The sequence below is a fragment of the Pseudomonas capeferrum genome (genome assembly GCF_000731675.1).
Lineage (GTDB): Bacteria > Pseudomonadota > Gammaproteobacteria > Pseudomonadales > Pseudomonadaceae > Aquipseudomonas > Aquipseudomonas capeferrum.
The window spans coordinates 380,763-400,479 of the sequence record NZ_JMIT01000002.1; the positions used below are offsets into that span (position 1 = coordinate 380,763).

Annotated in this window: 14 protein-coding genes and 1 pseudogene; 5 read left to right on the forward strand and 10 right to left on the reverse strand. The window is 59.5% G+C overall.

What is annotated here, in order from left to right; all coding sequences use genetic code 11:
• Positions 1 to 145: 145 nt before the first annotated feature.
• Positions 146 to 1,225, forward strand: a complete 1,080-nt coding sequence (locus PC358_RS14240; RefSeq protein ID WP_033700678.1) for a DUF6270 domain-containing protein — start codon at positions 146 to 148, stop codon at positions 1,223 to 1,225.
• A 139-nt stretch (positions 1,226 to 1,364) separates the two neighbouring features.
• Here the strand turns inward: PC358_RS14240 and PC358_RS14245 are convergent, their stop codons facing one another.
• The 3 genes and pseudogenes from PC358_RS14245 to PC358_RS14255 form a co-directional block, all read right to left on the reverse strand.
• Positions 1,365 to 3,362, reverse strand: coding sequence for a polysaccharide biosynthesis protein (locus PC358_RS14245; protein ID WP_033700679.1), 1,998 nt, complete (start codon positions 3,360 to 3,362; stop codon positions 1,365 to 1,367).
• A gap of 60 nt (positions 3,363 to 3,422) precedes the next feature.
• The gene (locus PC358_RS14250) at positions 3,423 to 4,436 is read right to left on the reverse strand and encodes an MraY family glycosyltransferase (protein WP_033700680.1); all 1,014 of its coding nucleotides are present in this window, start codon (positions 4,434 to 4,436) and stop codon (positions 3,423 to 3,425) included.
• Positions 4,433 to 5,381, reverse strand: a pseudogene (locus PC358_RS14255) (NAD-dependent epimerase/dehydratase family protein). Before PC358_RS14255 ends, PC358_RS14250 begins: the two are co-directional and overlap by 4 nt.
• Before the next feature lie 300 nt (positions 5,382 to 5,681).
• On the opposite strand from PC358_RS14255, the gene PC358_RS14260 reads away from it, so the two are divergent.
• From PC358_RS14260 to PC358_RS14275, 4 genes are all read left to right on the forward strand, one after another.
• On the forward strand, positions 5,682 to 7,058 hold the full coding sequence (locus PC358_RS14260; protein ID WP_033700681.1) for a lipopolysaccharide biosynthesis protein: 1,377 nt from the start codon (positions 5,682 to 5,684) through the stop codon (positions 7,056 to 7,058).
• Entirely contained in the window at positions 7,045 to 7,950 is a 906-nt protein-coding gene (locus PC358_RS14265; RefSeq protein WP_033700682.1) for a glycosyltransferase, read from the forward strand. Before PC358_RS14260 ends, PC358_RS14265 begins: the two co-directional genes overlap by 14 nt.
• Before the next feature lie 60 nt (positions 7,951 to 8,010).
• Positions 8,011 to 9,630 carry a hypothetical protein gene (locus PC358_RS14270; protein ID WP_033700684.1) on the forward strand — a complete coding sequence of 540 codons (1,620 nt, stop codon included), beginning with the start codon at positions 8,011 to 8,013 and terminating at the stop codon, positions 9,628 to 9,630.
• A 250-nt stretch (positions 9,631 to 9,880) separates the two neighbouring features.
• A complete protein-coding gene (locus PC358_RS14275; protein ID WP_152604573.1) occupies positions 9,881 to 11,185 on the forward strand; it encodes a hypothetical protein in 1,305 nt (434 codons plus the stop codon).
• Between the two features lie 48 nt (positions 11,186 to 11,233).
• On the opposite strand, the gene PC358_RS14280 is transcribed toward PC358_RS14275, so the two are convergent.
• The 7 genes from PC358_RS14280 to PC358_RS14310 all read right to left on the reverse strand — a co-directional run bounded on the left by PC358_RS14280 (position 11,234) and on the right by PC358_RS14310 (position 19,695).
• Positions 11,234 to 12,367, reverse strand: coding sequence for a glycosyltransferase (locus PC358_RS14280; RefSeq protein ID WP_033700686.1), 1,134 nt, complete (start codon positions 12,365 to 12,367; stop codon positions 11,234 to 11,236).
• A complete protein-coding gene (locus PC358_RS14285) occupies positions 12,364 to 13,290 on the reverse strand; it encodes an NAD-dependent epimerase/dehydratase family protein (RefSeq protein ID WP_033700687.1) in 927 nt (308 codons plus the stop codon). The genes PC358_RS14280 and PC358_RS14285 overlap by 4 nt, the downstream gene beginning before the upstream one ends.
• 195 nt (positions 13,291 to 13,485) lie before the next feature.
• Positions 13,486 to 14,610 carry a non-hydrolyzing UDP-N-acetylglucosamine 2-epimerase gene (wecB, locus tag PC358_RS14290; protein WP_033700689.1) on the reverse strand — a complete coding sequence of 375 codons (1,125 nt, stop codon included), beginning with the start codon at positions 14,608 to 14,610 and terminating at the stop codon, positions 13,486 to 13,488.
• Entirely contained in the window at positions 14,603 to 15,613 is a 1,011-nt protein-coding gene (locus PC358_RS14295; protein WP_033700690.1) for a polysaccharide biosynthesis protein, read from the reverse strand. The genes wecB and PC358_RS14295 overlap by 8 nt, the downstream gene beginning before the upstream one ends.
• A gap of 21 nt (positions 15,614 to 15,634) precedes the next feature.
• A complete protein-coding gene (locus tag PC358_RS14300; protein ID WP_033700691.1) occupies positions 15,635 to 16,495 on the reverse strand; it encodes a dTDP-4-dehydrorhamnose reductase family protein in 861 nt (286 codons plus the stop codon).
• Positions 16,492 to 17,751 carry a glycosyltransferase family 4 protein gene (locus tag PC358_RS14305; protein ID WP_236643890.1) on the reverse strand — a complete coding sequence of 420 codons (1,260 nt, stop codon included), beginning with the start codon at positions 17,749 to 17,751 and terminating at the stop codon, positions 16,492 to 16,494. The genes PC358_RS14300 and PC358_RS14305 overlap by 4 nt, the downstream gene beginning before the upstream one ends.
• A gap of 516 nt (positions 17,752 to 18,267) precedes the next feature.
• Entirely contained in the window at positions 18,268 to 19,695 is a 1,428-nt protein-coding gene (locus PC358_RS14310; RefSeq protein ID WP_033700692.1) for an MBL fold metallo-hydrolase RNA specificity domain-containing protein, read from the reverse strand.
• Between the last annotated feature and the right edge of the window lie 22 nt (positions 19,696 to 19,717).

Genomic DNA, 19,717 nt, shown 5'->3' on the forward strand with positions numbered 1-19,717 from the left:
CTACAAGGAGTGCTGGCAGTTCGGGAGTCCGCGCAGCTTGCGCACACACTCTGCCTATTCGTTCTTGCGGGGAATTATTGAACTTATGGCCATGCTTGTTATGCAATGTTGATCATAGCGTCCGTACAAAAGGCTGGCATAAATAGTGATCAAGAACTTACTGATCTACGGTAGCTGCGTATCTAGAGACATTTTCAACCTTGAGGAGAGCCGTAACTTTAAGTTAACGGACTATTTCGCAAGATCCTCGATGGCTTCATTATGCAGTGAGCCCTATAAAAACACAGCCGCTTTAAATCGGATACCCTCGGCCTTCCAGCGCCGCATGGTGGCCTACGATTTCTCCAAAGAGCTTATAACTTCGGACCATAAAATCGCCAACGCTCACATTGTCTTAATTGATTTGATTGATGAAAGATTTGACCTTATAGCGTTGCCGACAGGGCACATCATCACCCACTCAAGCGAGCTCACTGAAAGCGGTCTGCTAGAAGAGAAAAGCACTCAAGGATTTAGACTCATCCCGCATGGCTCTGATGAACATCGATCACTATGGCTGCGCGGCATGCATCTGCTTTTCGAAGCGCTAAAGAAACACAACAAACTGGACCGCGTCATCGTAAACAAGGTATTTTGGGCATCAAAGTTCGAACAAGAAAGCGACACAAGCTTCCCCGTCGCTTCTGCGGCAGTCGACAAGGCTAACCGCGACCTTGAGTGGATGTACGAACAACTCAGCAACGAACTGAATGAAAGCCAGTTCCTGCACTTCGAGCCCGAATTCCTAACGGCTGATGCCTTTCACCGCTGGGGAGCTTCTCCGTTCCACTACTGCGAACGCTATTATCAAGAAGCTTTGGCACAGATTAACGCCAAACAAATAGCCGAAGATAAAACGGACATGCCGAACACGGACGTTGGCACTCACTCGCCTCCGGTCTCTTCCGGTGTGACGCTTTCTGTGGCGGCTTACCGCACCGAACGAGAAATTTTTACGCACTGTTCGTTGATACTGGGTGGCAAAATCTGTGACAGCGGTAACTTTGCTTTTTATCTTTTAATTGATGGCAATCGTCATGACATACGCTGGTACGACGCGTCAGATAGCGCGCGCTTCCCTGTCCCTAACCAGCCTGGCGAACTGACTATTGCGGCGTTCTACAAAGACCACCAAGACAAAACAATCTCATTGAAATGCGATGTATTGCCATTGACTTTACCCTGAATAAAGCAATGCGTTAAGGCATGTGCGAAACCTGCCAGCAAGCGCCTATCACTTAGGCTGGCAGGTTTCATCACACCGACGGACCCAGTACTTAATCGAAAGCGAAATGCAGACGGGCAATCGCACACCCGCCCTCACCTCACGGCTCCAACCGCCGCTGCTGATAAATCCAGTCCACAATCTCGCCATCCGGCGCATACCCGATCACCGTCTCCCGCAACAGTTGCCGAACCCGCACAAAGTCGTCATGCGCCACCGCCGCCAACAGCTCCCGCAACGCATCCTTGAGCACGTCCCACGACATGAAATCTTCATTGGCACTCATGATCATTGGATGCCGGGTGGCAATCACGTTGTCACCAATCAGCAGCTCCTCGTAGAGCTTCTCCCCTGGCCGCAGGCCGGTGAACTGAATGGCGATGTCGCCCATCGGGTTTCGTTCGGAACGGACGCTGAACCCGGACAGGTGAATCATCTTCTCTGCCAGCTCGACAATCCGCACCGGCTCGCCCATGTCGAGGACGAACACGTCACCGCCCTTGCCCATGGAGCCGGCCTGGATCACCAGCTGCGCGGCTTCGGGGATGGTCATGAAGTAGCGGGTGATTTTCGGGTGGGTAACGGTCAGTGGGCCGCCGGCCTTGATCTGTTTGTGGAACAGCGGGATTACAGAGCCCGAAGAACCCAGCACATTGCCGAAACGCACCATGGTGAAACGGGTCTTGTTGACCTGCGAGACTTTGCCGCTATCACCGAACAGCACCGGTGCCACTTCGCGGCTCAGGGCTTGCAGGGTCATTTCGGCAAGGCGTTTGGTGCTGCCCATCACATTGGTCGGGCGTACCGCCTTGTCGGTGGAGATCAGCACGAAGTTGGCTACCCCAGCCTGCAAGGCGGCCTGGGCTGTGTGCAAGGTGCCGATGACGTTGTTCAGCAAGCCTTCGGCAATATTGTGCTCGACCATCGGCACGTGCTTGTAGGCCGCGGCGTGGTAGACAGTTTCGACCCGCCAGGTCTTCATGATGTCGAGCAGTTGCGCCTGGTTGCGCACCGAACCGAGGATCGGGATCAGGCACACAGACAACGATTCGCGCGCAATGCGCTGCTCCAGCTCGGAGAGGATGCTGTAGAGATTGAACTCGCTGTGGTCGAACAGCAGCAGGGTTTTCGGCGACTGGCCGAGAATCTGCCGGCACAGCTCCGAGCCGATCGAACCACCGGCGCCGGTGACCATGACAGTCTGCTCGACGATGCAGCGTTCTAGCAGGTCGGCCTGCGCCGGCACGGTGTCACGGCCCAGCAGGTCGGCAATGTCCACTTCCTGGATGTCGTCGACTTTGACCTTGCCGCTGGCCAGGTCGACGAAGCTCGGAATACTGCGCACGTGCAGCGGATAACCTTCAAGGAAATTGAGGATTTCGCGACGTCGGGTGCGGGTGGAAGACGGGATGGCCAGGAGGATTTCCTGGGCGCCGGTGGCGTCGATCATTTCCTGCAATTGTTCGGGGCGGTAAACCTGCAGGCCGGCGATTACCCGGTCGGTGATGCTGGTGTCATCGTCGATGAACGCTACTGGGCGTAATGTCTTGTCGGTGCGCAAGGCGGCGACCAGCTGGTTGCCGGCACCGCCAGCGCCATAGATGGCAACCCTGGGCAGGCCGTTGTCACGGCTGGCGAAGGGCACGTGCTGCACGGCGGCTGCAAACCAGTCGCCGAGGAAGTACTGGCGCATGGCCAGGCGCAGCCCGCCGATCATGATCAGGCTCAGCCACCAGTAGTTGAAGGTGATGGACCGGGGTACGACGTTCTGATGGTTGCTGGCCCAGTAGATGATAAAGCCCAGGATCAGCGACGACAGGGTCACGGCCTTGATGATGGCAATCAGCGCGTCGTTGCCGAAGTAGCGCATCACCGCGCGGTACAGGCCAAAGCGGATGAACAGGGGGATGGCTACCACCGGTGCGGTGAGGAACAGCCAGCCGTGGTCGATGATGGGGTTGGCCAGCTCATCGATGCCAAGGCGAACCACAAAGGCCAGCCACAGGGCGGCCCAGATCAGCACGATGTCGGTTAACACCTGCAGCAAGCGTTTATGCCTACGAGGTAGAGCAAGCAGTTTAGCGCGCACCTTATCCATCGCTCCTCTGAAACGTTTCCAGAAATTCCCTGACATCGAGTTGCTCACATTACCTTAGTGTCAATCTTCACATTCGCCTGCGTGGAAGCGGACCGCCAACACAATCAATGGGATATAGGCCAGCACCACGCCCACGGCGCCATCCAGGCCAAGCTTTGCAACACAGAACGCGATCGGCAGCAGCCAGCACAGGTTCAGCACGGCAACCGCGAGTGTGACCGGCAGATGCTTGCCGAATTCCCTGGAAGCAAACTGATAGGCATGGCTGCGATGAGCCTCATAGACCTTGTCGCCGCGCAACAAGCGCCTGACGAGGGTGTAGGTCGCATCGACAATGAACACGCCGAGCAGAATCAGCCAGCACCAGAGCATCGGCGGTGAAACCCAGGCAGCTTGCAGCGACAGGCCGCCGAGGACGATACCGAGGAAACCGCTGCCTGCGTCGCCCATGAAAATTTTTGCTGGGGGAAAATTCCAGAACAGGAACCCGGCGACAGCAGCGGCCAACAACAAGGGCAGAACGGCATGGCTGCCCAGGCCCGTCAGAGAGTATAGCGACGCCGCGCCCAGGCACACGGTAATGGCCTCGATACTGGCGATGCCGTCGATGCCGTCCATGAAATTGTAGAGGTTGAGCAACCAGACCAGGTATACGGCAGCGAGCACACCGCCCAGCCACCCCAGGTCCAGCACCCAGCCGAACAGTGTCAGCGGTGGCAACCCGCCCATCCACGCCAGCATCCAGGTTGCGGCGACGAAATGCCCGAGCAGGCGCCAGCGTGCGGCAATGTGGCCGTGGTCATCCATGAAGCCGATGATCGCGATCAGGGCACCCCCACCGCCCAGCGCGACGAGCGAGTGGATGCCCTCGGCGCCGGTCAGCATGAGCCCGACGATGGCCAGCAGGAAGGTCAGGACAATGGCGACACCACCGCCACGGGGCGTCGGTACGGTATGCGAGCTGCGGGCATTGGGCACGTCGATGACGCTGCGTGCCAAGGCGTAGCGGCGCAGGCCTGCGGTCATCAACAAGGACAGCACCAGTACAGCGGGAAGAGACCACAAAAGCATCATTTCTTGTCGTTTTCCTGATAGTGCCTGGCAGTTGCCAGAAGTGCCGCATCCACGCTCACAGGTGGTTGCCAACCGAGTAATTCGCGGGTCTTGCGGATGTCCACCTGCAATGAGCCACACAGGCGCTGCGACAACGCGGCCTTGCCCAACGCTTTGGCAGCGCTGCTCAGCACCCAGGCCGGCACCGGCAGCAAACGTGCCGGCTTGCCCAACGCCTGGGCCATGCGCCCGAGCAGTTGGGTGGTGGACAGGTCTTCGCCGTCGCTCACCAGAAACACTTGGTCAGCGGCTGCCGGGTGGTCGATGCAGGTCAGCACCAGGTCGACCAGGTTGCCCAGCGCCACCAGGCTGCGGCGGTTGTGGATGGCACCAAAGGGCAAGGGCACACTACGGTCGAGCCAGCGCATCATGCTGAGGAAATTGGCCTTCACGCCCGGGCCATACACCAGCACAGGGCGAATGATGACGATCTGCATGCCGGTCTGTGCGCCGAGCGCCAGCAAGCCCTGCTCTGCCTCGTGCTTGGAGACGCCATATGGGTCGACCGGGCGTGGCAGGTCGTCTGCGGTGTACGCTTTGCCGGGTTCGGTCTGCTCGCCATTGACCTTGATCGAACTGACGAAGACGAAACGTCGGGCACCAGCAGCACTCGCCGCACGGGCTAACGCCAGGGTGCCGTTGACGTTGATCCGGCGGGTCGACGGCGGTATCCGACATGACATGCACCCGCGATGCGCAATGCACGACAACCTCGGGCTTGTGCGCCTGCAATTCGGCTGTCTGGTCGTCTGTGAGATCGCCAATGGGGTAAGTGATGACCCCGGCAGGCACATGGCGCAGGGGTGAACGCAAAGGTACGACGGTTTCGACATTTGCGTTGCGACTGAGCGCCTGCAGCACCGCTGCGCCCACAAAGCCGGACGCGCCAGTCAAAAGTACTCTCATTCTCACCTGATCGCTTTTTTTGGTTTATTGGCTATTACTATCGGATAGATCGCATGACAACGGAAGGCATCTGCATCACGCGATGAAATTTCCGACAAAAACCAGCCTTGAACGACGACACAATAGCCTATTGCGCGTCATCAAACTGACTCAATGCACACGACCCTAAAGAATCTGAAAGAAAACTACAAATCGGCTAATCGATATCAAAGTGCCCTAAGCTCGCTGCTTGCAGACCATGGACAGGGTTTGCAAAACAAAACAGAATCCCTGCTCCCATTCAAGTGCCAATAAGAACTCATGTCCAAAGGGAAAGTCACCAACGCGCTCTCCTCCCCGATTGCCGCGAGTATTGCCGCTATATTTGGCCGTTTTCTGCTTCTTGGGGCGGGAGCCCTGACCGGCATCATCATTCCGCTGACCATGCCGCAGGCTTCGGTAGGCGTGTTTTTTCTGGCCCAATCGCTGATCGCTGCCCTCGCCACCGTGGGGCAACTGGGCTTGAGCATCACCGCACCAGCCTGTATTTCCGCAGCCCAAGGGCACCGCGATAGCGGGCAGGTGAAGCAGGTAATCCGCCGTACACTGCTGATTGCCGTACTCTCCACCCTGGCACTGGCGATCGGCTTCAACCTCTTCATGCAGGTGTTTTCGCGCTATGAAGGCGCCGACTTGCTGCGTCTGCTTCACGCCATTGCCCCCCTGGTCTCGATCAGCATGGTCCTGGCCGCGATGACCACCATCCTGTCCGAGCAGCACCGGGCGCTTGGCCATTTCGTACAGGCCAGCTTCCTCACCACCGGGGCTAGTGTGGCCAGTGCGGCGACCGTCATCCTTGCCTGGCGGGGCGAACTGCAACTCAACCTCGACATGCTGGTCCTGGCGGGCGCAGTGGGGGCCAGTTGTACCGCGCTGCTGGGTGCCTACAGCCTCAGGCGCTGGTATCGGGCGCAAGCCGCCAGCAAGCCCGCGACAGACATCGGTTATGCCACCCTGCTACGGGAAACCCGTCCCAACCTCACCACCACCGTGGTGCTGTTCGTGATGTCGCAGGCCGACTTGTGGATCATCGCCTGGTTTGGCGATGCCGAAGGGCTGGCCATCTATGGCCTGGCCACGCGCCTGGCGGCGCTGGTACTGATACCGCTGGCAGTGATCAACACCGTGGTAGCACCGTCGATCGGGCGCATCTGGGTGCGTGGCAAGAAGCGCTACCTGCAACGCGTGCTGGGGGTCGGTGCCGGTGCTGCGACGCTGCTCGGCCTGGTGGGTTATCTGCTGTTCATTGCGTGCGGCCAGTTCTTGCTGACCCACGTATGGTCCAGCGACTATGCCGATGCTTACTATATTTTCGCCATATTGGGCATGTCGCAACTGGCGCAGACCTACGCAGGCACTGCCGGATTCGTACTGATGATGCTGCAGAAGCAACATGTCGCCATGCGCATTTCGGTAGTCAGTGGCGCGTGCATGATCGCCGTCGGGCTACTGGCGATGTGGCTGTATGGAATCATCGGTTTAGCCGTGGTATACAGCCTCGGCGGGGTCTGCCAGTCACTGGCGCAAATCTATTGCGTCAAGCGGATATTCAATCTGAACACCACTGCGGATTACACTTCATTGCGCCGTTTCGTGCGCCTTTATTACCGTCGAAAGGTCTCTCATGGTCGCCAGTAACATACAGCCCAAGGTTTCGATCGTCATTCCTACCTACAATACTGGGCGTTATGTGCTGGATGCGATCGACAGTGTGCTTGCGCAGACCTATCCGCATGTCGAGCTGATCGTCGTCGACGACGGTTCGAGCGACGAGACCCCTGCCCTGCTCGAGCAGCACCCGGGCAATTTCATTCGCTATCGGCAGGCCAACGCCGGGCAGAGCGCAGCGATGAACTTTGGCTGGCAACAGAGCAGCGGTGAGCTGCTGGGCTACCTCAGCGCTGATGATCGGCTGCATCCGGGCGCGGTCGAGGCCATTGTCGCCGCCATGGCCCAAGCGCCCGAGGCGGTGCTGGCCTACCCGGACTTCTGCGTCATCGACGAAGACTCCAAACCTGTACGCACCGTGCACACCCCTGATTATGAAGAGCGCCTGCTGATCGCCAACTTCCAATGCCTGCCTGGGCCGGGAGCGTTGTTCCGCCGTTCGGTATGGGAGCAAGTGGGCGGCTGGAACACTGGCCTGCGCAACATCCCCGACATGGACTTCTTCCTGCGTCTTTGCCAACACGGGCCTTTTACCCGCGTGCCGACACCGCTTGCAGATTTTCGCATCCATTCCGGCTCGACCACTTACAACCCTTGCAACGCCGAACGCTCCGACGAGCCGCTTCGGGTCATCAACAGTCTGTACCAGACGCGCGGGCTGTCGCCCTCCATCCTGGGCTGGAAGCGCAAGGCGCTGGCCAATGCCCTGATGCTGTCTGGCTTCATGCACGGCTTCTCTGGCCGCTATACGCTGTTCCTGGCGCGCATGGGCAAGGCGGCCCTGCTCGACCCCTCTTCGCTCCTGTCGCGCAAGATGGTCAGCTATGTATTGACTATCGTCAGGCCTAAATCCAAAGCCTGAACCTTGGCCAGGGCAGCGTCAGCGCAACACTCAACTGAACAGCAACACCGGGGTGCGTCAATGATTCAAGCTGTCCAAGGGCACTTGCTGGGCAATCGCTACCTGCAAGCGACGGCGATGATGGTCGTGGCCATTGCCACGGTCGCGGCGGCCTTGAATTATCCTGCCTCGCTGCTGCCGCTGTTGCTCAATGGCGCGCTGGCGGCGCTGCTGGTGCGCAGCGTGCTGAACAACCGCACCAGCTTCTTTTCGTTCTTCCTGCTGGCCTTTCTGATCCTTGGCTGCTGGGCAAAGCTGGTGCTGCACTTCATCCTGGATACCCAGTTCATCGAACCGATAGGCGCCTTCGACGACTCGCCGCAGCTGTGGGACGCCGCGCTGATGGCGCTGAACATCACCTTCGCCACACTGCTGGTCTGCCAAACCATCGCCTCACGCCAGCGGCCCCCGGTGGCCATCTCTGTCGACAAGCCCCGGGCACTGCTGGTACCTGCCCTGTGGCTGGCGTTGGCGCTGACTGGCCTGCTGCTGGCACTCAACTTTAAGTACGCCATTCTCAAGGTAGGCACCGAACCCGCCCTCAAGCTGCCCAGCGTCGTTTATGTGCTGGTATCGTTCATGATCGCCTGGGGCAACCTGATCCTTCTGGCCACCCTGGGTTACTGGCTGGTGCAGGCACGCAGGATGAAGCTGGAGGTGCTGTTCTACATCCTCATTCTGGAAGGCGCGATAACGGCGGTTTCCATGGGTAGCCGGGCGCAAATGATCCTCCACGTTGCGGCTCCGTTCGTGGTCTACCTTACCCACAGCCGTGAGCTGGTCACGGCGTTACGCGTGGTCCAGTGGGTCAGGATCCTGGCCGTCACCGCAGCGCTGTTCGTGGCCTCGCTGCTGCTGGTTTCCGCCGATCGCCTGCATTCGTTCGCCCAGGCCAGGCCGGTCGGGGCGCCGGTTGCCGTCAGCAGCCAGCTACTGGCCAGCGCCGCCAACCAAACCAGCGCTCAACCGAACCTCGCGCTCGGCGGCATGACCCTGGTCCCCGCCGACGCCGCCCAAGCCGTCACGGCCATGCTCGCCCCCGCCATGCCGTTGTTGCGCATCGCCACCCAGGCAGTACCGCTGCCTGTGATGCCACCCGAAGAAACAGCCCAGATCAAGCGCGAACGCTGGAAAGGCATGCTCATGGAACTGAGCAAGCTGGTGGTGGATCGTTGGGTAGGCCTGGAAGGCGTACTGGCGGTCGTCAGCCACGAGGACACCGGCTGGCCGCTGTTTGTCCGCAGCCTCGCCGAGCGCCCGGAAAGCGGCACCCAGGCAATTTACCAGCGGATGTCGGATGCGCAGTACCAGACCTTCGAAAACTTCACCTTCATGACCATTCCGGGCCCGATTGCCATCCTGCTCTACAGCGGTAATCTTGCGTTGTTGGCAGGGGGCCTGGCGTTGTTGTTCCTGGTCGGCACCCTGGCCGAACGGCTGGCCAGCCAGCTGGTCGGCAATATCTTCACCCAAGCCACCATAGGCGTAGCGTTGGCGTATCTGGTGGTGCAAACCAACTTCCCTCGCGTGCAGTTCTTCTTCCTGATCGAACTGGTGGGTTTCATCGCAGGGTTATATCTGGCACGCATCCTGGTGACTGCGCCACGGCCAGGTCAGGCATCCCTCATACCGACCCCTTAGCCGCTGTCGCAGTTGTAAGAAAATTCCGACGAACGTCGTGTTTTGTAGCGCACACTTTCACTCAACTTTTGTCACAGTTAGGTCAACCCTCATTATTACAGACCAGGCACATGCCGCTGCTGAACCCAGCAAGCGGCATGCCCAGGTGTGATCAGGCAGATCCCCTACGATGACAGCAGCTATCAGGACTTACAGCGCGACCCCGTCCCTCGATGCATGCGTAGCGCCGCTTTTTGCGCTGTGTGCATGGGTGACGCTGAACCCGTATTTTCTCTGGTATTCGTTGCGCCATATGGCGGTTGCAGGGCTGCTCTCAGGTTGCCTGGCCGTCGTTGCATTCCTGCTCGGTGATCGGCCACGCCGGCGCGAGCTGCCAGGGTTCATCCTGATCTGCCTGTTCGTGGTCTATATCAGCATGCTGCCCAAGATCGACGGCACCACCACACGCTGGTATTTCGTACTCCCAACGCTGATGGCATTGTGTGTGTTTTCCGACCAGCGACGCGGCAAGGTGCTGCAGTGGTTTGGCTGGATCTTTGCTATCAGCCTGATCCCCGGCATCGTTGTATCCCTGTGCGCCATCGCCAACATCCCCATTACGCTGGACCGCGTGCCCCTGCTCAACCCGACAATGGCCGAAGCAGGCGGGTACTACCTGCATGCCCCGGGTGCGTTGCTGTTGTCGGGCAACAACCTGTCGCTTCCCTGGGGAGGCGAACTGTATCGGCTGTGCGCGATGTACGATGAACCCGGCATGGTCGGCACCCTCGCCGCCTTCCTGTTGGCAGGAAACCGGTTCCGCCTCAAGCCCTTCCCGTTTCTGATCATCTTCGTCGGCGGCGTGCTGTCGTTCTCGCTGGCTTTTATCGTCATGGCATCGCTGGGCTTCCTGTTCCGCCTGGTACAGGCCCGTTCACCGATCACGTTGCTGCCCTTGGCCGTGCTTGGCCTGTTCGGCCTGCTGGTGCTGGGCATCATCAAGCCCAGCGCACCGCCGCCACCCGTCGCGCAGGCAGCCGCGCAGGCACCCGATGAAAAAGCAGTAACTCAGAGTGGGGATCTCCTGTTTTCACCCGCCGCCGACTCCGCCAACGGGTCAGCCGGTGATGCTGCGACAACGCCGCAAGTGCCGGCAGCCCAGCAGCCAGAGCAGCACCTTCGCCAGACTCAGTACCTCAATAACCGGTCGCTGCCGGAAATGGACAAACTGTTGGCGCGCTATTTCGATGCTGACACCAAAACCCTGCTGTTCGGCATGGGCGCTGACTCCAGCGTGGTGTATGGCGGGGTGTCCCAGGTTGTCACGCGATTGCTCACGGACTTCGGCCTGATAGGGGCGCTGTTGTTCGCCCTGAGCATGATAAGCCTGACCTTGGCCATTACGCATAATGCCAAGCGCCGGTTGTGGGTGTTGCTGTTCTTCGCGTTGTTCGCGCTGAGCATCTACCAGCGGCCCATCGTCTGGATGCCCTATGCCTTCACCATGTTCATCTGCAGCTCGACGCTGGCCGGGCGCCGCAAGTCTGCATCGAACCTGCAGCAGCCAGCTACCTGAAGCCGCTGGCGCCGTGCACGTAGCCCGTGCTACGGGCACGGCGCAACCTCAATCCTTCATCGACCCACTGCGCAGCAGTTGGGTGAAGCGACGCAGCATGACCTGAACCGTCGCCGACCAGGTGTAATGACCAAGGATGAAGGCTTTGAGCCGCGCGCCCTTGGCCTTGAGCTCAGCCTCATCTTCCAGCATCCGTTGCAGCCCCGAAGCGATGCCGTCAGCGCTGGCTGGAACCACCATGCCGCCCTGTACATCCTCGACCTGGTTGAACCCGCAGGTGTCGGTCAGCAGTACCGGCAGCCCGACCACGCCTGCCTCCAGTGCAACCAGCGACATGGCTTCCGAGCGCGACGGGATGACCAGCAGCATCGCCTGGCGATAGACCTGGGTGCGTTGCGCCTCATTCAGAAAACCGATGAAGTGGATCCGCTCGGCCAACCCTGACGCGCTCACCTGTGCCTGCAAAGCTTGTTGCATGCCAAAATCCGGCCCGGCCATCACCAGCGGGTACCGCTGCGCGGCCGGCGTATCGAGGTAGGCCTGAATCAGATAATCCGGCCCCTTGACCGGGGCTAGCCGCCCCATGAACAGAATGAAGGGTTCGTCTGGAACAGCGATGCTGGGTGCCTGCTGCTGCTGCTCGCCTGGCTCGGCCACGGCGTTGCCGATCACCGGCACACTGGCCTGAGGGACGTCAGCTACCTGCGCAATCACGCCCTGCTCCAGGTCGGTAATCGCGATGAAGCCCGAGGCGCCCTTGATCAGCCAGCGCCCGACGCTCAAGTGGAAGGCTTTCTTGATCGTTGATGGCGCCCCCACCGAAGCGAATTCCCCTGCCGGGCACAAAACGTAGGGGCGCCTTGCGAACAGCGCGAGCAGGCCCATGGCCACGCTCAGCAGGTTCCAGTAACCCATGATGTGCAGCACATCGGCATTGCGCACCAGGCGCCAGGCACGCCAGGGGTTGAGCAACGGGATGGGAAAGTGCTGGCCGATACGGCCGGTGATGTAGCTTTGCACGCCGTGCTCATCGAACTCGCGCTGCCAAGAGTTGCCGGTCATGGCGATGGCTGCACAACCGCTCCCCGCCTTTGCCAGATGGGTGGCCAGGTGGCGGGTACGCTCGGCCGTGCCACCGCCCAGCTTGGCATCGAGTGAAATGTTGACCAGCAGTACCTTCATGCCGACTCCTTGAGCACTGCAATGTAGCGGTGCAGTTGTTGCTTGAAGTCTGCCGTCGGGGGCTGCCGCCATTCGGCAAGCCGGGCTTCGCTGAACCGTCGCATGGGGTTGGCATTGCTGACCTTGCGCAGGCGTAGCAGCAGCCCTAACAAGGCCTGGGGCACATGCGGCAGGTAGCTGATCGATGGCCGCCCGAATGCCTTTAGCAGCGCATCCTGCAGGTAGCCGAAGTTGTTCTCGGCCGCCGCATCATCGGTCACCAGCACCACCTCGCCTTGACGTATCTCGGGCACTTGCGCCACGAACACCAACGTCTGCACCACCTTTTCGACACTGACCAGGTGCATCCGCCGCGGCCCGTACAGCACCCGGCGCAAGCCCAGCTTCCAGGCCGGGGCACTGGAAACTTCACGCACGAACGACACGATGTTCAACCCACCATCGCCAAACACCGCACCCAGGCGCAGCACCAGTACTTCAAAACGGCTGGCAGCCACCGCCCGCACCAAGGTCTCGGCAGCGGCATGCTCGCGCTCGTAGGGGGTTCGGGGCTGGATCGGGGTAGCGGCATCGACCACCGGGTCCGGGGCAGCGCCGAAGACATCGATACTGGATACATGCACATAGCGCTTCACCGGCACTTGCTCACAGGCTTTCAGCACATTGACGATGGCAGGTTCGAACCAGCCGCTGCCATCTGGCCTGAGCAGGTTGATCACGGTACAACCAGGCGCCAGGATGACCGCCAGCGATTCGGGGTCATTCACATCGAACCGTTCGATGCGCACGTTGGCGGCGCGCAACCAGTCAGGTTCGGTACGGTGAATCGCATAGACGACTTCGGTGTCACGAAGTGCACTGCATGAATCCAGGAAGTGCCGGCCGACAAAGCCGCTTCCCCCAATAACCACCAGCTTGTTCATGTGCTGTTCAATCCTCCATGCGGCCTGTTTCGGCAGTCGCCTTTGCCCCACTCGGTCGCACCACCGGGCCTCGCGTAACAGAGGGGCAGGCATTGCGGGGGGCGGGGGGCGGCACGCCTGGGCATGCCGGTGCTGGGCACGGCAGAGATGCAGGGCTGCCCGCGATCAACCGACGGGCAGCCTTGGCGAGTTGCTTTACTTGGACCAGACCGTGCGGTTGATGTAGTCCGTGTAGCTGTAGACGATACGCACGACCTGCTTGGACACCGGGCCGCCGAGGTAGTCCTGCACAACCGGCATCACCCGATGGGTGCGGTCATGCTGGCTGATCACCACGCGAACGGCATCCAGTACGCGATCCGGCGTGAGGCCGCACATAATCAGCGTACCTTCGTCCATGCCTTCGGGCCGCTCATGGGCATTACGAATGGTCACTGCTGGAAGATTGAGCAGCGAAGCCTCTTCGGTAATGGTCCCGCTGTCGGAGAGCACGCACAACGCACCCATTTGCAGGCGGATGTAGTCCAGCAGGCCGTAAGGTTTGACGAAGCGGATCAGCGGGTGATCGAGGCTCTCGCCCAGGTCTTCGAGGCGTTTGCGGGTGCGTGGGTGGGTCGAGACGATGATCGGATGGCCATAGGCATCGGCAAGCGCGCGCAACGAGGCAAGCAGGTCGCGCAAGTTCTGCGGCGTATCGACGTTCTCTTCGCGGTGCGTGCTGACGATGAAGTACTTGCCCTCCTCCAGCGCCTCACGCTCCAGCACCGTCGAGGCATCGATTCGCGGCCGGTAGTAGTCGAGCACTTCCTGCATGTGCGAGCCAGTCTTGATGATGGTTTCCGGGCGAATACCTTCATCCAACAGGTAACGCCGGGCATGCTCGGTCAGTACCATGTTGATGTCGCTGAGGTGGTCGAGCACCTTGCGGTTGAGCTCCTCCGGCACGCGCTGATCGAAACAGCGGTTACCCGCTTCCATATGGAAAACAGGAATCTTGCGACGCTTGGCGGCGATCACCGCCAGGCAGGTATTGGTATCGCCGTAAAGCAGCAGCGCATCGGGCTTTTCCAGCTCGAAGATTTCATCCGACTTGGCAATCACTTCGGCGATCGTACCGGCCGCCGTCGTACCCACGGCGCCCAGGAAGTGGTCCGGCTTGCGAATACCCAGGTCGTCGAAGAACACCTGGTTGAGCTCGTAATCGTAGTTCTGCCCGGAGTGCACCAGGATGTGGTTAGCCTGCTCATCGAGTTCAGCGATGACGCGGCTCATCTTGATCAGTTCGGGCCGAGTACCGACCAGGGTCATGACCTTAAGCATTGAGTTCTTCCTGGATGTAGTCGAGTTTCAGCAGCAGGGCCTTGATGCCCTCGATATCAAGCCGCTCGGTATTGTGAGAGGTGTAGTCATCCAGCTCGGAGATATGCTGCTCGCCTTCGACAAAGTACTTCTTGTAGTTCAGGTCGCGGTTATCAGCAGGGATACGGTAGTAACGGCCCATGTCATCGGCCTTGGCCATCTCTTCTCTGGAAATCAGCGACTCATAGAGCTTCTCGCCATGGCGGGTGCCGATCACTTTTACCGGGTTTTCCCGCTTGAACAGCTGCTTGAGTGCTTCTGCCAGGTCTGCGACGGTCGACGCTGGCGCTTTCTGCACGAAGATGTCGCCCTGCTCGGCATTTTCGAATGCGTGCAGCACCAGGTCGACGGAGTCTTCCAGCGACATGAGGAAGCGCGTCATGTTCGGGTCGGTCACCGTCAACTCGTTACCGGCCTTGAGCTGGTCGACGAACAGCGGAATCACCGAGCCACGCGAAGCCATCACGTTGCCGTAACGGGTCGCACAAATCACCGGGCCTTGCTGAGGGATCATCCGCGACTTGGCGACCATGAGCTTTTCGGCCATGGCCTTGGAAATGCCCATTGCATTGATCGGGTACACCGCCTTGTCGGTACTGAGTACCACCACGCGCTTCACGCCGTTGGCAATGGCCGCGTTCAACACGTTCTCGGTGCCGATGACATTGGTCTTGACCGCTTCCATGGGGTAGAACTCGCAGGACGGCACTTGCTTGAGCGCTGCGGCATGGAAGATGTAGTCGACCCCGACCATCGCCTCGGCAACACTTTGATAGTCGCGCACGTCGCCGATGTAGAACTTCACCTTGTCATTACCCAGGGCGATACGCATGTCTTCCTGCTTCTTCTCGTCACGGCTGAAGACGCGGATTTCCTTGACCCTGGTGTTTAAAAAACGCTTGAGTACCGTATTGCCGAAAGAGCCGGTACCACCGGTGATCATTAGAATTTTGTTATCGAACACGTGTGCGCTCCTTGTAATACGTTATTGACGCTGTGCGTGCATGAATTCTATGAGCGCCGGCCAGGTTGGCGGCTGGTAGCCGGCATCGGCGCGAAAGCGCGAGGAGTCCAGCGAGCGGTCGATCACCAGCTTGTCATCCGGCACGATCTGGATGTCCTTGCCGTATACCTGCGCCACTTGCTTGAGCAGCTCATATTTGTCGATAGGCTCGGCCGAGACGTGATAAAGCCCCTTCAAGGCGGGGTTTGGAATCACGTACTCCAGCATGACCCGGGCCAGCTCGGCAGTCGGCAGCCCAGAGAAGATCGCTTTGTTGAAACCTTTGACGCTGCCTTGCTGGGACAGGAACCAGTCAACCAGCGAGGCGTTGCTCTGCAATTCATGGCCAATGATCGAAGTGCGCAGCGTCACCGCATCGTCCAGGTCATGCAGTTCGCCGATGAACTTGGATTTACCGTACAGGTCGGTGCAATCAGACTCATCCTGCTCACGGTACATGCCCTTGGTACCTGAAAACACACAGTCGGTGCTGACATGGATCAGGCGCGCGCCCGCTACCCGACACAAGGTTGCCAGCCGATGAGGCAGCATGGCGTTGATGGGCAAGGCGGTCAGCGGGTCCTTGGCATCGGCCAGTTGCTTGATCAGGCCCACGCAGTTGATCACCACGTCGGGGCGCGCTTTGGCAAACGCCGCCATCAGCGCGTCGGCATCGAGCACGTCGACCCCGGTCAACAGGCACTCTGACTGTTGCGGCGTGAAATACCTGAGCGCGGACGAGGACCGCAGGGTGCCCAATACACGATGTTGCGAATTCGCCGAGAAATACCGGAAAACGGCGCTCCCCAACATGCCCGAGACACCCAATACCAATATGTTCATCGCGTCGTCTTGTCCTGTTCAATCCGTTGTTCGAACATTCGCACCAGTGTCTTGCACTGCGCCCTGAGTTCGAAATGTTTCAAGAAGTAGGCACGTGCCTTGGCGCCCATCTGCTCGCGCCGCTCCATGGGCATCGTCTGCATCGACTGTATGCAGGCTGCGAGCCCGGCACCGTCTTGCGCCGGGCAGGTTATACCGGCGCCAGCGTCGTTGATCACGCGGGCACCCTCCCCGTCCAGGCAACCAATGATCGGCCGGCCGGCTGCCAGATAAGCCTGCACCTTGCTTGGAATTGTAAAACTGAAAATCTCATCACGCTTGAGTGTAACCAGCAACGCCGAACTGAGCGCGAAGAGTTCAGCCATTGCCGACCGCGGGTAGGCCCCGGTGATGATCAGGTTATCCAGCCCCCACTTGTGTTTTTCTTCGCTCAGCCATACGGCCTTGCTACCCGTGCCTACCATCACGATTCTGGCTTGCGACTGCTCGGCCTGCAGGGTACGTGCGGCTTCGATGACGGTTGACAACCCCTGGGCACTGCCAAGGTTGCCGGCAAAGACGACGCAGAAATGCGCTCGCAGCAGCGCCGTCAGCGATTCGGGCAAGGGGCTGACTTCGCCAGACTCGTCTTGCTGCAGGTAAGAATTGGGGTAATAGTTGATCTTGTCTGCCCGCGCATAGCGCTTGACCGGCTCGATGAACGCCCGCGACTGTACTAATAACACATCGACCGCCCAGTACAGCCCGCGCACCAGCAGCCCGACAATGGACAGAAGGAACTTGTTACGCACGAAGCCGGTAGCTTCCAGGCTTTCTGGCCACAGATCCTGAACCCACAGAAAAACCGGCGCGCGGTGTACGCGCTTCATCGCTAGGGCAGGGATGACGGAAATGATCGGTGACGGCGCAAAAACGAAATAGATATCGAACTTGCTGCGCTTTGCGTGGCGCCTGAAATACTTGACACCATTGGCAACAAACGACAGGTAATTAAGGATGAGGTTTTTCGCGCCACCGTGCTTGCGCGGCCGCAGGGGCGCACGGTGAACTGTAACCGTGTCGGCGAAGCGATCTTCGACAGGATCATTGGCGGTATAACCTGGGAAAACCTCTCCACCTGGATAGTTAGGTTTGCCCGTGAACACTTCGACATGCACGCCCAGCGCACTCAACTCCCGAACGATATCATTGATGATGAAGTTCTCAGGGTAGAAATACTGGCTGACCACAGCAATTTTCAAAGGGGCTTGCGTCACACTGACTTATCCTTCTGGGCGTGGCGGTATCGGTGCTGCATGAAGTGCCCTGAACCCTCGCGGTAGCGGGCGCGGAAGCTACCAGATGGCAAGCGCTGGCCTGCGGAATAGAGTCATTGCGCCATCACCACTAATCCACTGCCATTCCACGACCGCCGGAATACCAGAAGACAAGCAACCCACTACTATTGCCCTAGCCACTTCCCGATGTTGACGCATGTTATTGTAGTTACCCAAGGATCGCCATCCTTTGGCCATCAATTAATAAACTGTAGCTTGCTAATGTTTTGCTGCAACCCATGCCAACACACGGCCATCAAGCTACTACCCTGCGCCAGCGGCTTCAACCCCTTGGCGCAACACCCACGGTAAGTCTCTCATTTGCGATTGCAAGTTCCACACACACGCGAAAAAAAGCCGCCATCCATCGGATAGTACGTAGCATTTCATCGCATAGCGTGGAGATAGATCCCCATTTGGCGAAATTGCCAACCTGCCTCTGCATGGATCGGCCGCTCAAGGAACGCTGACCGTTACCGTATATCCCTGCTGTTTGAATTGCGCTTCAATAGCCTTGCCCAAGGTTTTTTTTGCCGCCTGCTCACCGTGAACCAGCACCACATGGCTGGCCGGCTGCGCGCCTTGGGAAGCGAACCGCACCAGCCCCGCCTGGTCGGCATGCCCCGAGTAGCCTTCGACGGTCATCACCTTCGCACGTATCTCATACCCCTGCCCGTCCAGATCAATCTGCACCAAGCCCTGTTTGTCTTCGCTTGCCTGTATGGCGGCGCCAGGCGTGCCTTTTGCCTGATAGCCAACAAAAAGCACCTCATGCCGCGGGTCTTCCAGCATCGCCTTCAGGTAGTTGACGATACGGCCGCCCGAGCACATGCCATTACCCGCAAGCACGATCGCTGGACGGCGCGTACTTTTGAGGTAATTGACCACCTGTTGGTGCCGGGCATGGGTATCAACGGTAACGAGTTGGTCGAACCCCAGCGGATTGCGCCCCTCACCCACTCGCCCCCTGGCCTCGGCGCTCCAGTAATCGTGCAACTCACGGTAGGCGCTGGTGATGCGCTGCGCCAGGGGCGAGTCGAGAATGACGGGCAACTGTGACCAATCGAGGCCATCGCGCGCGGATGCTGCCGTATCAGACAGCAATGACTTGTGATGCAGGATGTCCTCGATCTCGTACAGCAACTCCTGGGTCCGGCCGAGACTGAATGCGGGGATAAGCAGGGTTCCGAGGTCTGCCAGCGCATGATCGATGGCGGCTTCCAACTGGCGCCGGCGATTGCTGCGCTGCGGGTGCAGACGGTCACCATAGGTGCTTTCGAGTACGAGCACGTCGGCACGTTCTGGCGGCTGCACAGGGCGCAACATGGGATTACGACCGCTGCCCAGATCCCCCGAGAACACCCAACGACTATCACCCTCAACCAAGCGCACATCGCACTCTACATAGGCAGAGCCCAGCAGGTGGCCAGCACGCTGCAAGCGGATGCGACATTCGACACCAGCGCGAACGGCAACATCATGCCAATGCCCGAACGGCACCGATATGATCAGCTCATCGAGGATGTCGAGATAATGTGCCACGTGTACCGGTTCACGACTGATGCTCAACCTGTACGCATCCTCCAATACCAGCGGAAGAAGCTTTGCAGAAGGTTCGCTACAGAGAATGGGGCCTCGGTAGCCGGCTGCCAGTAGCGCCGGAATACGGCCGACATGGTCGATGTGCACGTGGGTGAGGATCAGCGCCTGAACGATCCCCACGTCGAAACCAAGGGGTGCGGACTCTGCGCCCGGCGATGCATCGGCACCTTGCTCCAGACCACAATCGATCAGCAGGCTGACACCGTGGTCAAGGTGAAGCTGGTGACAAGACCCGGTGACACCTCGGGTGCCGCCATGATGAGAAAGGACGGGGAATTCCATGCTGCCGCGTACTCGCCTGGGC